Raw genomic sequence first — 13872 nt, 5'->3', positions numbered from 1 at the left:
GAGGACCTACGAGGTCCAGGCCCGCCAGAGGGCGGCGTACTCGCCCTCGCGCTCGACGAGCTCGTCGTGGCTGCCGAGCTCGACGACCCGGCCGTCGATGACGACGGCGATGCGGTCAGCGTCGTGCGCCGTGTGCAACCGGTGCGCGATCGCCACCACCGTGCGGCCGGTCAGCAGCGCGTTCATCGAGCCCTCGAGGTGCCGCGCGGTGCGCGGGTCGATGAGGGAGGTGGCCTCGTCGAGCACGATCGTGTGCGGGTCGGCGAGGATCAGTCGCGCGAGCGCGATCTGCTGGGCCCGCCCCGGCGTCAGCACCTGCTGCCCCGAGCCGATGCGGGTGTCGATGCCATCGGGCAGACGGTCCACCCACTCGAGAGCGTCGACCGCACCGAGCGCCGCCCGCACCTGCTCGTCGCTCGACCCCTCGCGGGCGAGCACGACGTTGTCGCGGACCGATCCGATGAAGACGTGGTGCTCCTGGGTCACGAGCGCGACCTCGGTGCGCAGCACGTCGAGCGGCAGCGCGGTCAGCTCGACGCCACCGACGGCGACGGTGCCCGTGCGCGGCCCGTGGATGCCCGAGAGCAGCCGTCCGAGCGTCGACTTGCCCGAGCCGCTCGGCCCCACGATGGCGAGACGTTCGCCGGTGCGCAGGTCGAGGTCGATGCCGTGCAGCACGTCGTGGCCCGGTCGGTAGGCGTAGCGCAGGTCGTGGCCGACGAGGTCGCGCCCGACGGGACGGTCAGGTGCCGCCTCGCGGTCGGGAGGCACTGTCGCGATGCCGAGCAGTCGCGTCGTGGAGGCGATGCCGACCTGCACGCGGTCGACCGTGTGCACGAGCATGTCGAACGGCCCCCACAGCGCCTCGGCGTAGAGGATCGCCGTCGTCAGCTGGCCGAGGGTCGCCCAGCCCTGCGTGTAGCCGATGGCTCCGAAGAGCAGCACGAGCACCCGGGGCATGCTGAAGGCGACGTCCATGACGACGAAGAGCAGGTTGCGCAGCGTCATCGTGTAGCGCTCGGCCTGGCCCGAGACCTCGATGTCGTCGTCGCCTCGGCGCAGCCGCTGCTCGCTGAGCCCCAGCGCCTCGACCGTGCGGGCACCCTCGACGGTCTCGGTGAGGGTCGTGTTGATGCGCGAGTAGGTGCCGCCCTCGGTGAGATAGCCCTTGGGCGCGCGCTGCAGGTAGCGGCGCACCTGGAAGAGCGCGAGCCCCATGAGAACGATCGACGGCAACGACAGCGCGAGCGAGTTGCTCACCATGGCGACGAGGGTCAGCACGACGGTGATGCTCGCGATGATCGACTCGGGCAGGGCCCAGCGCACGCTCTCGCTCATCGTGCCGACATCGCGGGTCACGCGCGTCACGAGGTCGCCCGAGCTCGCACTCTCGACGCGCGAGAGCGGCAGGCGCAGGATCGCGCGCACGATGAACTCGCGGGCGCTGGCGAGGACGTTCTGGCCGAGCACCGTCGAGCTCATCTTCGCGGCGAAGGTGAAGAGGCTCTGGATGACGACGAGCCCCGCGACGACGAGGGCCGCGGCGTTGGCGCCCGCGAGGGCGGCATCGACGCGACCGGCGGCGACGTCCGCCACGGTCGCATCGACGAGGTTGCCGAGCAGTCGCGGCACGAGCAGGCCCGCCGTCGCTGCGAGCGCGTTGGCGAGCACGACCGCCACCACGAGGGTGCGATGGTCGGCGAGCAGCCGCCCGATGAAGCGGATCACCTGGTGGTTGTCGGCGATGGGCAGACCCTTGCGGGCGTTCATCGTGTCGGCGACGAACTCCTGGGCCCGCCTCTCACGCAGCAGGTGACGCCGGTGGAGCGCGGACACCCGCTCGCGGGTCGAGGCCCCCGTGACCGGGCGCAGCTCGTCGGGCACCGCGGGCGCCTGCGTCACGGCGTCCCACGTGCGTGCTGACTCGGCCGCGATGTCAGGGGTCAGCAACGGGCTGAGGTCGCCGGCGGCATACGTCCTCGGGTCGAGAGCGCTGTCGAGCGCGTCGGTGCGGCTCATCGCGCCTCCTCCCTGTCGGGCTGCGCGGGCACGGAGGCGCCCTCGGCGCCACGCACGACGACCGAGCGGTATGCCGCGGAGCCGGCGAGCAGGTCGGCGTGACGACCCCGTGTGGTGGCGACGCCGCCCTCGAGGAGGATGACCTCGTCGGCGTGGTGCAGCAGCAGGGGCGAGGCGGTCATGACAACCGTCGTGCGGCCGCGGCGGTGCTCTCCGAGGCGCTCGGCGATGCGGGCCTCGGTGTGCGCGTCGACGGCGGAGGTCGGCTCGACGAGCACGAGCACCTCGGGATCGGCCGCGAGCGCCCGCATGAGGACGAGGCGCTGGCGCTGGCCGCCGGACAGGCCCCGGCCTCGCTCCTCGAGCTCGCCCTGCCAACCGCCGGGGAGCGCGTCGAAGACATCCTCGGCGGCGGCGGTGTGCAGGGCCCGCTCGGCCTCCTCGCGGCTGAGGCGGCCGAGCGGGTCCACGGCCTCTCGCAGCGTGCCGGCGAAGATCTGGGGCGAGGTGTCGCTGACGAGGATGCCCGCGCGCACCTCGTCGAGCTCGACGTTGGCGAGGTCGACCCCGCCCACGGTGACGCCCCAGGCCTGGCGGGCCCGCTCGTCGTCGAGACAGGCCTGCTCCTCGCGGGCCCGGGCGCGGGCCGATCGCTCTCGGCGGGCCGCCCGACCCTTGAGCTCCTCGGGGATCTCGTCGCTGACGAGCGCGCCCTCCTCGCTCGGCAGGTAGCGGCCCAGGCGGTCGGCGAGCGCCGCGCAGTCGTCGGGCACGGCCGAGACGACCATGGTGAGGCGGCCGGGCTCGATCGTCGCACCCGAGGTGCGGTCGACGATGGGGGCCTGATGGGGCAGTCGCTCGGGCACGTGGGGGTGCACCCAGGGCGGGCGCTGGGAGAGCACGGCCACGGCCTTGCGGGCGGAGACGACCGACCGGGTCCACTTCTGCGCGAACTCGACGAAGGTGCGCATCGGCTGGATGAGGAAGAGGCCGTAACCGAGGAAGCTGACGAGCTCGCCGACGGTGAGCTGGCCCTGGGCCACCTCGCGGGTGCCCAGCCACATCAGGGCGACGACGAAGCTGCCGGAGAGCAGCACGCCGACCGACTCGACGGCGGCGAGCCAGCGGCCCGCGGCCACACCCGACTCCCGGACCCGCTGCGACTGCGTCGCGTAGTTGCCCCCGAAGGTCTGCTCGCCCCCGATGCCGCGCAGGATGCGCAGGCCGCCGACGATGTCGGTCGCCATCGAGGTCAGCTCGGAGTTGCGGGCGCGCTCGACGCCCTGCCAGCGCTGCATGGGGCGCAGCAGCGGGGCGCCGAGGAGCACGAGCAGCGGCGCCGACAGGAGCACGAGCAGGCCCATGCGCACGGAGGTGGTCAGGACGATGCCGGCGACGACGAGGTAGGCGGCGAGCTGCGACACGGCTCGCGTCGTGACCTCCATGAGGGCGCCGAACTGGTCACCATCGCTGCCCGAGACCGACAGCACCTCGCCCGTGGGCGTACGACGCGTCAGGACGTGACCGAGCTGGAGGGCCTTGCGGGTGACGAGCTTGGTCGTGCCGTAGAGCGCGATGAGCCACTCGCGCACGATCACGGTGTGGAAGGCGATGCCGCTGGCGGCGCCGATGATGGTCACCACGGCGAGGAGCACGATCCACTGCGTGGTCTGGGCTGAGTCGCCGGCGACGATGCCGGTGTCGATCGCCCGACCGACGATCCACGGGCCGACGGTCTGCGGCACCATCCAGATGAGCGCGACGAGCAGCCCGACCCAGAAGAGCGCGCCGTTGGCCCGCACCATCCACCAGAGGAACCTCAGGGGACTGCGGGTGTCGGGCTCGTCGGCGCCGCGTTCGGTGTAGGCCCGGGTGACGGGTGGGAAGTCTCGCATGGCCCGTCCACCCTAGGCCGGGCCACCGACACCGCCCCAATCCTTTTTGCCCCGGGCAGATCGGCCAGACCGTCGTGCCGTATGCGGGTGCCGCGGTCTCCGTCAAGGAAGCCGCCCGCTGCCCTCCCCGATCGTCGAGTGCCCAGTTCCCGACACCCCCACCCGTCGAGTGCCCAGTTCCCGACACCCCCACCCGTCGAGTGCCCAGTTCCCGACACCCCCACCCGTCGAGTGCCCAGTTCCCGACGCCCCCACCCGTCGAGTGCCCAGTTCTCCACGACGTTTTCCACACCCCGTCGAGGAAGGTCGCGACAATCCACAGCTCGATTCTCCCCGGCGCATGACGTACAGGTCCTCGGGCACTGTCGCTGAATGGACCTCCCCAACACGCCGTTCAGCGTCGCTCACGGCAGAAGGCTCGGCTATACGGAGCGACAGCTCGATTCGGCGACCTTGGAGCGTCCTTTCCGCGGAGTTCGATCCAGCTACGCGCCGTCGAGCCTGATCGAGCGGGCGGAGGCCCTGGCCTGCGTCCTGCCACCGGGGGCGGCCTTCTCCCACACCACCTCCGCGCAGCTCCACGGCCTTCCCCTCTCGTACGCCCTGGAAGCGGACGAGCGGCTGCACGTCATCCACCGCATCGACAGACCACACCTTCGCCGAGCACACGTGGTCGGGCACCGGGCCGTCCATGCCCGAGCAGTGACGACGGTCCACGGACTCCGAGTCGTCGGCCTCGCCGACACGTGGGTCGACCTGGGCGAGCTCGTCGGCCGCGGCAAGCCCATGGGTCTGGACGACGCCATCGTCGTTGGCGATGCGTGCGCTACCGCACTTCGTAGCACGGCTCCGCTGAAGGCAGCACTGAGCAGACGAGTGCGTCCACGTGGTAAGGCTCTCCTCACCGAGGCGCTGGAGCTCATCCGGGTGGGATCGTGGTCTCCGCGCGAGACCACGGCGCGAATCATGTTCGTTCGGGCGGGCCTTCCCGAACCGCTGCCCAACCAACCGATCTTCGCATCCTGGAATCCCGACGTCCTGCTGGGCTTTGGCGACCTGGTCTGGCAGATCGACCTACCAGACGGTCGAAAGATCCGGCTCATCGGCGAGTACCAGGGTGCTGAATTCCATTCAGGCGCAGAGCAGCAGGAGCATGACGACGTTCGATGCACACGTCTTGAGGACGACGGCTGGGTCGTGATCAAGATTTGGGCGGTCGACATGGCCACCGCCTCCGCGCGTTGGGACATCATCCGCCGCTTTGCCGATGAGCTGCACGTACCGGAGTCTGCGCTGACACTTCACGACACAGATCCACACTTCTTCTCGCGTCACGCGATCGACGCGGCGATTGCCCGCGACGAGTTCTGGCGCGCGCGTATGCCGTGAAGGTGCCCGTCGGGAACTGGGCACTCGACTCGACCTTGATCCGTCCGTAACCGGGCACTCGACTCGACCTGATCCGTCCGAAACTGGGCACTCGACTCGACCTTGATCCGTCCGAAACCGGGCACTCGACTCGACCTCGATCCGTCCGAAACCGGGCACTCGACGGGGCTCAGGGCGCGGCGGCTCCTGCGAGTGCACTCAGCGCTGCCGTGAAGCAGTCGGCCGGCGGGGTCACGAGGCCGGCGCCCACCTGGCCCGTCCCAGCAACGCGCCCGGCCATGCCGGTGTTGATCTGGGGCAAGATGCCGGTGCGCACGACCGCCGCGACGTCGATGCCGGTCGGCGTGCCACGGAACTCGAGGATCGGCACCTGGTAGGCGGAGTGCTCGCCGACGGTGATGGCATACATCGTCTGGGTTGCGCGCAGGGCGAAGGGCACGTCACCACCGACGAACTTCACGATGGCGGGTGCGGCGGCCATCGCGAAGCCACCGATGCCCGCCGTCTCCGTGATCGCGGAGTCACCGATGTCGGGGTTGGCATCGTCAGGTCCGAAGGACCCGAGAAAGAGCCCCTCGGGGGTGTTGGCCGGGCCGGTGAACCACGCGTCCCCCGTGCCCGACACGCGGATACCGAAATCGGTGCCGTTGCGCGCCATCGTCGTCACGACGCTCGAGCCCGGGATGCCGTGCGCGGCAAGCGTGCTCAGCTTGCAGGCCGGCATACCGAGGTTGAGGAAGAAGTGCTCGTTGGCTCCGGAGAAGCGCACGGCCTCGGCCACATGAGTCGACGACGCGTCGGCGGTGATCATCGTCGGCAGCAGCTCGCGGAGCAGCATGAGCGACCCGGCGCGGTTGCGGTTGTGGCCCTCGTCGCCCATCTGGAGCATCTGGGCGATGATCGCCTTGATGTCGACCGGGCCGGACGCGTCGACGCGCGCGCGCACGGCCTGCTGGAGGATCGGCCCGAGCACGGCATTCATCCAGCGCAGCCGGTCGATGACCTCGGGACCGTAGGCGCCGTAGCGCAGCACCTTGCCGAGCCCCTCGTTCAGCGAGCACCACGACGTGTTGTCGTGCACCTCGTCGCGCAGCTCGTAGACCCACATAGACGGGCTGATGACCCCCGCCATCGGGCCGACGGCGTCGCGGTGGTGGCACGGCTCGAGGGTGATGCCGTCACCCTTCTCGAGCCTCGCCTCCGCCTCCTCGGCGCTGCCGGCCAGGCCCTCGAGCAGCATCGCGCCGATGAGCGCGCCCCGCAGCGGCCCCGACGCACGGTCGAAGCTGATCGGCGGCCCTGCATGCAGGAAGGTGCCGGACTCGAGCCCGAGCGCCTCTCGCGCCGGCCGCACGTCGACGAGGTCGGCTCCGGCTGTCGTCATCCGAGCGAGCGACTCAGCGTTTGCTGCCGCCCGACGGGCATCGGCAAGCACGACCCCGAGGTCGCGCTCCGTGCCCGGCATCGGTGGCTGCCAGTCGGCCTCGATCACCGAGACCGCTTGCGCACGAAGGGAATCCGCAAAGAGTCCAGCACCCGCCGTGGCCACGACGAGCTCGCTCGACAGCAGCCCGTGCAGCTCGTCGGATTGCTCTCTCGATCGGGTTGGGGAGGTGTCGTATGCCGTGGCGCCCGGTGTCGTTGCCAGTGGCCACGTCTGCCGGCCGAGGAGGTGGATCGCGTGCCGCGTCGCGTTGGCGTTGGACAGGAGCACGGTGGCGCCGGCATCGGCGAGGATCCCCGCGGTCCGGTCGCGGCCCTGCGGGTCCCCCTCGGTCGCGGTCAGCGACACGACGACCGGGAGGTCGCGACCCGCCGCCGCCGCCGTCGCACGAGCGGATCTGATCGCGTCGGCGAGCTCCGGGGCCGGGTCCGGGTGGGCGCCGTGGCCGAGCACGAGATCGAGCAGCAGCACCCCGCACGTCGGGTCGGCGGCCTCGACGGCGATGCGCTCGAGCCGCAACGACGGGTCGATCATCGGGTGCGCCCGCCCGAGCGTCATCGAGTCGTCGCCGAAGTCGATGACGACGTGGCCGGGATCGCGCAGGTCCGGACCCAGCGCGAGGTCCGGTCGAAGCGGGATGTTGGAACGCACGTCGCCGACGTACTCGGCGGCGATGATCATCGCTTCGTCAGCCAGGGTCCCACCGCAGAAGAGCCCGCGGAGCGAGCCCTCGGCGAGCTCGTCGCTGGAGGTGCCAGCCCACTCCGGCCACACCCGCTCAGACCCTCCGAGCAGGTCCTCGACCGCGGCGGTGAGGTCGGGTCGACCTGGCCCGAGGGTCGCCCAGTGGACCGGCTTGCCCAACCCAGCCGCATACGCCTCGAGCTCGGCCAGCACCTTCGCGGCAGGAGGCTTGGAGACGACGAGGATGCGCTCGGTGGCGGGGTCGGCCGCGAGCGCGGCGAGCGCCTGACGGGTGGAGCGGCCGCCCACCGCGGCAGAGAGGTCGCGACCGCCGACGCCGAGGCAGTGGCTCACGCCCACCCCCGCTGCGTCGAGCAGGGCCATCACCTGCTGCGCCCCGGTGCCGGACGCCGCGACGATGCCGGCGGGCCCGGGGCGCACGACGTCGGCGAAGCCGAGCGCGACGCCGCCCACCACCGCGGTGCCGCAGTCGGGCCCCATGACGAGCACGCCCGCGCGCGCGGCCGCCTTCTTGAGCGCCACCTCGTCCTCGACGGGCACGTTGTCGGAGAAGACCATGACGCTGACACCGGCCGCGATCGCGTCGAACGCCTCGACGACGGCGTGCGCCCCGGGCACCGAGACGAGGGCGAGGTCGGCGCCGAGGGCGGCGATGGCCGCGCCCGTCGTGCGCGGGGCCGGCGCCTCGCCCAGGCCCCCGGTCGGCGTTGCCCCGCGACGTCGGGTCAGGTGCTCCGCCACGACGGCCAGGGCCGCGGCGATGCCCTCGTCGCTGCCGCGCACCGCGACGAGCAGGTCGTTGGGCGATCCGTCCGGCACGTCGAAACCCATGCTTCGGATGACGTCGAGGTTGAGCTCCGTCGCCATCGCGACCTGCGCCGCCTCGACGCCGGGCGTGCTGGCCGCGGCCCGCGAGACCTGCAGGAGGCTGACGGAGTCGACGTAGGTGCCGGTGCGGCGCTCGACGTGGTCAGGCACGGTGGGCTCCCTCGGGTGGCGGGGTGGTCGGGCTGGGGTCGAGCGCGTGGGCCAGGGCGAGCAGGGCGCCCGCGACGCCGGAGAGCAGGTCGCGCCCCGACGTGTGGCCGATGGCGAGCACCCCCTCCAACGCAAGGTCGTATGCCGTCCGGTCCGGTCGCGGGTCGACGCGCGGGATCGCACCGGCGCGCCCCGCGACAGAGCTGGTGCCGGGGGTGCCGGGGGTGTCGTTCCGGCCGGTCGACCCGGCCGCGGCGAGGAGGGTCACGAGGCGCACGACGTCGGGCACGGCATACCCCGACGCGGCTGCCGCGAGGAGCGCGGCCGAGAGACTTGTCGTGCGGCCGAGCGCCTTCGCCAGCTGTGCCCTCAGCGCGGCGAGCGTCCGAGCCGCGTCGGGGTGCTCGACCGACGCGAGCGCGAGAAGCACGCCGCACAGGGCGTCGTCGCCGCTCGGGGTGAGTCCGCGGCCGGCGCCCACGAGGCCCCTCACGGCGGCGTCGAGGGGGCGACCCGCGAGGGCGGTCCTCGTCAGGTCGCGGGTGAGGTCACCGAGCACCCCCGGGTCGGGGAGACGGACGGCATCGGCCGGGGTCGGCACCCAGGTCGTGGCACGCACGCGCGACGGCCGGGCGAGACGCGCGGCGACGACCTCGTGCGCCGGCAGCACGACCCGTCCCGCCCCGACGACCACCTCGTCGCCCGGCTGGACGCCCCAGGACAGCGCCGACGAGGGCACCGCGAGCCGCAGCCCGATGGGCAGGTGCAGCGCGTCGGAGGCCAGCAGGGCGAGCACGCGGTCGTGCGCTCCCAGCTCGACGTAGACGCAGGTCGTGAAGACCCCCAGCACCCGGCGTCGCGTGGCACCCCCCGCGACGGCGCCGGCCACGAGCGGCGACACGGCGGCACCCAGCAGGTCGGTCCCGTGCTTCTCGCCCATCCCCTGCCGCCTCCCGCTGCCGCCCTGTGCCTGCCACCGCATCCGTCCCGCATCCGTCACCCGCCCGTCGCGCGAGCGCGTCCCGCACCAGCATCCACTGCGGTCGGGCGGCGTGTCGTGACGCTATCCACGCTGGGTAGGGTGCGCTCATGGTGAAAGTTGCCAACGCTGCGCCTCGTCGCGATGGTGACTTGCCAGCCGCGCCCCCGCCCAGCCACCCCGCCCGGCCTGTCCCCGAGGTCTCGGGCATCTCGCTGCGCCTCATCGCCGGCCTCGCCTCGACGGCCCAGGGCTCCGTGCAGGCCTCGCCCGAGCGGTTGGACGCCACCGTCGACAGCACCCTGCCGCTGCGCATGGCCCTGAGGCGCGCCGCCGACACCACCGAGCCGGTCGCTGCGCTCGCCCACTGCCTCGTGCTGGCCGACACCGCGGCCCTCCACGAGATCACGACCGCCGGTGCCGCCGACGGCCCTGCCGCGGTCGTCGATGCGCTGCACGGCGCCGGAGCGGTGGGGCTCGTGGTCTCGGGACCCGACCCTGCGGCATACCGGCTGCTCGTCGAGGCAGCGACGCGAAGCGGCCTGCCGATCATCGAGGTGCCCGAGGGCCGCCTCGGCACCTTCACGACCGAGGTGCTGAGCGCGATCCTCGAGCACCAGACGGCGATGCTGCGCCGACTCGAGGACGCCGACCGCGCCCTCGTGCAGATCGTGCTGGCGGGAGGCTCGCTCGACGACCTCTGCGAGCAGGTCGTCGGCTTCCTCGACGGGGCGGCGATGGTGACGACGACCGACGGTCGCGTCATCGCTCGCGCCGGGTCGACCCGCGAGCTCACCCACGCCGAGGGGCAGGGCTGCTTCGACCGCACGGGCCGGCTGCTCACCGAGAGCGAGCCGATGGGACTGGTGCGCGACGACCGCGCGGCAGCCGTCCACGGGCCGGGGCGGGCCGCCGTGCGCATCGTCGCGGGGCACCTGGACCACGGGGTGCTCATCGCCTTCTGCAGTCACCGCGACCTCACCGCCGACGACGTGCGCCTGCTCGAGCGGGCCGCCACCGTCGCGGCGCTCGCGATCACCAAGGACCAGGCGGTGTCGGCCGTCGAGAGCAAGTACCGCGCTGAGTTCCTCCGCGACGCGCTCGCCGGGCGGGCCGGCTCCCCCGCCGACGCCGTGGCCCACGCCGCCTCGCTCGGGTGGCACATCGACCGGCCGATGGTCGTCGTCGTCGCCGAGACCGACGAGGACGACGACCGCACGAGCCGCGACCCCGAGGAGGTGCGCTTCCTCCAGCAGCGTTTCGCCCGCGCCTGGACCCACGCGATGGGAGTGCGCGACCCCGGCGCCCCGGTGATGGGCTTCAGCCGTGAGGTCGTCGCGCTCGTCGGGGTGCCCGCCGACGCCGACACCGAGCGCCTGATGCGCGGCGTGGCCGATCTCGTGCGTGTGGTGCGCGGCGACGGAGGTGGCGGGCGCCGCAGCTTCTCGGCCGGGGTGTCGCGGCCCATCACGTCCGTCGCCACGCTGCCGCAGGCCTACGACGAGGCGCTGTCGGCGGTCACCGTCGGGCGACAGATGCACGGCGACGGCGCGCTGACCCACGTGGACGGGCTCGGCATCTATCGCCTGCTCGCGCTCATCCCGGAGGGTGCCGACCTGCGCCGCTTCGTGCGCGACTCCCTCGGCGAGCTCGCCACCGACGACTCCCCCGAGAACGCCGGGCTGCGCGAGACACTCAGCATCCTGCTCGACACCAACATGAACGTCGCCGAGACCGCGCGCCGCCTCTTCTTCCACTACAACACGCTGCGCTACCGCATCGGCAAGCTCGAGAAGATGCTCGGTCCGTTCGGGACTGACCCTGACCTGCGGCTCACGCTGGCGCTCGCGCTCAAGATCCACGCCATGCGCGGCATCTGAGCCCGTCCGATCGAAAGAGCACTTCCGCGCGCCTCACGGGCATCGGGCTGTGATCGAAAGAGCAATCCGTCCGGTCAGCGTGGCCGCTCGGTCCGCTCCTCGGGGACGGATTGCTCTTTCGATCAGGATGGGGGCGGACGAATCGCTCTCTCGATCAGGATGGGGGCGGCGGACGGATTGCTCTGTCGATCAGGGGGTCGTCGAGCGGCCGAGGAAGAGGGTGTCGCCATCGGCGAGCAGCTGAGTGAAGCCGAGGTGACGGTAGAAGCCCACCGCCCGATGGTTGCCCGTCCCGACGCCGAGGTGCACTCCCGGCGAGCCGGCGTCGTGCAGTGCGTCGAGGAGCCGCTCGATGAGGCGCCGGCCCCAACCGCCGCCCTGCCACGGAGGCAGCAGGTCGATGTGCAGGTGGGACGGGTGGCCGGCGACGACGGCGTCGGGGACGACCGGCGGCCGGTGGATCAGCGACACGACCTCGGCGTCGGCCGAGCCCGGGGTCTGGCTGCCGAGCGGGTAGCGCTCGCGCAGCCCCGGCCACCACTCGCGCTCGCAGCGGGCCTCGAAGGCCCGGGTGTCCACGGCGCCCAGCGTGTAGCCGCCGGCACCGGTGCCGTCGTCGAGGACGAAGGCCCGCTCCGGCTCGAAGGCCAGGTAGGGGCCGACGTAGACCTCGCCCAGCAGGGCCGGCACGGCGTAGCGACCGGTCGCGTCGCCTCCCCCGTCGCCGGTGCGCAGGCAGATGTCGTAGAGGGCGTCGCGGTCGCGGCTCTCGTAGGGCCGCAGCGGCCCGGACCGATCGAAAGAGCAATCCGTCCCCTCGGCGCGGGTGCCCGCGGACCCCGGGGACGCGGACGGATTGCTCTTTCGATCGTCGTGCACGGGATACATCATGACCTGCCAGCAGGTCCGCGTCGGCGTGTATCAACCTTTGACGAACGCGATCACCTGCTGCGGGAGTAGTTTTCGCCCATCCCGCAGTGGGACCTCATCCGCGCCACGCGCGGCGACCATAGGAGTCGGAATGGCTTTGGGCTGGAAACTTCACGGGGACGGCAAGACCATGGGTCCCGACGACGTCGTCGCCCCCGACGAGCGGTTGTCGTGGGGCCGGACGGTCGGTCTCGGGGCCCAGCACGTCGTGGCGATGTTCGGGGCGACCTTCGTCTTCCCGCTCGTCATGGGCCTCAACCCACAGCTCGCGATCATGATGAGCGGCATCGCGACGATCTGCTTCCTGCTCATCGTCCAGGGCAAGGTGCCGAGCTATCTCGGCACGTCGGCGAGCTTTGTCGGCGCGGTCGTCGCCATCCGGGCGCAGGAGGGCGCGACGTCTGCCACCGTGACCGGTGCCATCCTCGTGGCCGGACTCGTGCTGACCCTTGTCGGCGTCGCGATCCACTTCGCCGGCTCGGCCGTGCTCCACAAGGTGCTGCCGCCGGTCGTCACCGGCGCCGTGGTGATGCTCATCGGCTTCAACCTCGCCCCGGTCGTGGCCAACATCTACTGGCCGCAGGACCAGTGGGTGGCGCTGCTCGTCATGACGTTCACCATCGTCTGCGCGGTCGCCTTCAAGGGCTTCGTCTCGCGGATCGCGGTCTTCCTCGCCCTGATCTTCGGCTACGTCATCTCCTGGGTCTTCGACAAGGTCTTCGGCCAGATCACGTCCTACGACGCGGCGGCCGGTGAGGTCACCACCCACTTCCGAACCAACTTCGACAACCTCGCCTCGCAGCCGTGGTTCGGCCTGCCGCCGTCGACGACCATGGGCCCCGACGGCAAGGAGATCGTCGGCATCCACGCGCCGTCGTTCTCGATCGCGGCGATCCTGCTCGTGCTCCCCGCCGTCATCGCGCTCGTGGCCGAGAACACCGGCCACGTCAAGGCCGTCGCCGAGATGACGAAGACCGACCTCGACCCCTCCATGGGCCGGGCCATCGCCGCCGATGGCGTCGGAACGATGATCGCCAGCTCCGTCGGTGGCTCGCCGACGACGACGTATGCCGAGAACATCGGCGTCATGGCTGCCACCCGCGTCTACTCCACCGCGGCCTACTACGTCGCAGCCGCCGTCGCCATCATCTTCGGCCTGTCGCCGAAGTTCGGTGCCCTCGTGGCCTCGGTGCCGGGCGGCGTGCTCGGCGGCATCACGGTCGTGCTCTACGGGATGATCGGCCTGCTCGGCGCAAAGATCTGGAAGGAGAACGGGGTCGACTTCGGCAACCCGATCAACCTCGTGCCCGTGGCAGCCGGCATCGTCATCGGCATCGGCAACGTGTCGCTCGTCTTCTCCGACAGCTTCTCGCTGGGCGGCATCGCCCTCGGCACCATCGTCGCCGTCGGCGCCTTCCACCTCGCCCGGGCCCTTGCCCCGGCGGAGCTGCGTGACCGGGCGGATGCCGCCGGGGGAACGATGATCTCGCTCGGTCGGCGGGAGGGGGACTACGGCGACGCCGACGGCATCGACGACCTCTACCAGGACACTCCCGGCGGACCCGACCGGCGGCACTGAGCGAGCCGGACGGCATACCGCACCCGTGGGCCCCGATCGGTCGTCGGGGCCCCACGGTGGTGACGGCACAACCT

The 13872-nt window shown here is 71.9% G+C and carries 8 protein-coding genes; 3 read left to right on the top strand and 5 right to left on the bottom strand.

The genetic code is table 11. From position 1 onward, the window contains the following. Positions 1-6: 6 nt before the first annotated feature. Both LG278_RS06820 and LG278_RS06815 read right to left on the bottom strand, forming a co-directional pair. Positions 7-2019: an ABC transporter ATP-binding protein gene (locus LG278_RS06820; RefSeq protein ID WP_404392213.1), complete on the bottom strand. Its 2013-nt coding sequence runs from the start codon at positions 2017-2019 to the stop codon at positions 7-9. Further along, a complete protein-coding gene (locus tag LG278_RS06815) occupies positions 2016-3914 on the bottom strand; it encodes an ABC transporter transmembrane domain-containing protein (protein WP_404392211.1) in 1899 nt (632 codons plus the stop codon). The genes LG278_RS06820 and LG278_RS06815 overlap by 4 nt, the downstream gene beginning before the upstream one ends. Before the next feature lie 372 nt (positions 3915-4286). Between LG278_RS06815 and LG278_RS06810 the strand changes: the two genes are divergently transcribed. Then, positions 4287-5303, top strand: a complete 1017-nt coding sequence (locus LG278_RS06810) for a hypothetical protein (protein ID WP_404392209.1) — start codon at positions 4287-4289, stop codon at positions 5301-5303. A gap of 169 nt (positions 5304-5472) precedes the next feature. On the opposite strand, the gene LG278_RS06805 is transcribed toward LG278_RS06810, so the two are convergent. Together LG278_RS06805 and LG278_RS06800 are read right to left on the bottom strand one after the other, a co-directional pair. After that, on the bottom strand, positions 5473-8430 hold the full coding sequence (locus tag LG278_RS06805) for a DUF1116 domain-containing protein (protein ID WP_404392207.1): 2958 nt from the start codon (positions 8428-8430) through the stop codon (positions 5473-5475). Further along, entirely contained in the window at positions 8423-9370 is a 948-nt protein-coding gene (locus LG278_RS06800; RefSeq protein ID WP_404392205.1) for a DUF2877 domain-containing protein, read from the bottom strand. The genes LG278_RS06805 and LG278_RS06800 overlap by 8 nt, the downstream gene beginning before the upstream one ends. A 191-nt stretch (positions 9371-9561) precedes the next feature. Here LG278_RS06800 and LG278_RS06795 point away from each other — a divergent pair, with 191 nt between their 5' ends. Next, positions 9562-11289 carry a helix-turn-helix domain-containing protein gene (locus LG278_RS06795; protein ID WP_404392203.1) on the top strand — a complete coding sequence of 576 codons (1728 nt, stop codon included), beginning with the start codon at positions 9562-9564 and terminating at the stop codon, positions 11287-11289. A gap of 189 nt (positions 11290-11478) precedes the next feature. Here LG278_RS06795 and LG278_RS06790 read toward each other — a convergent pair whose 3' ends face one another. Beyond that, positions 11479-12168 carry a GNAT family N-acetyltransferase gene (locus LG278_RS06790; protein ID WP_404392201.1) on the bottom strand — a complete coding sequence of 230 codons (690 nt, stop codon included), beginning with the start codon at positions 12166-12168 and terminating at the stop codon, positions 11479-11481. Positions 12169-12310: 142 nt separating this feature from the next. On the opposite strand from LG278_RS06790, the gene LG278_RS06785 reads away from it, so the two are divergent. Continuing rightward, positions 12311-13798 (top strand): uracil-xanthine permease family protein, encoded by a 1488-nt coding sequence (locus tag LG278_RS06785; RefSeq protein WP_404392199.1) that lies wholly within the window; start codon positions 12311-12313, stop codon positions 13796-13798. Positions 13799-13872 lie beyond the last annotated feature (74 nt).

The organism is Humibacillus xanthopallidus, assembly GCF_044793955.1.
GTDB lineage: Bacteria > Actinomycetota > Actinomycetes > Actinomycetales > Dermatophilaceae > Humibacillus > Humibacillus xanthopallidus_C.
Note: the sequence above shows the minus strand (reverse complement) of the source record. Positions and strands in the feature narration are given on the sequence as shown.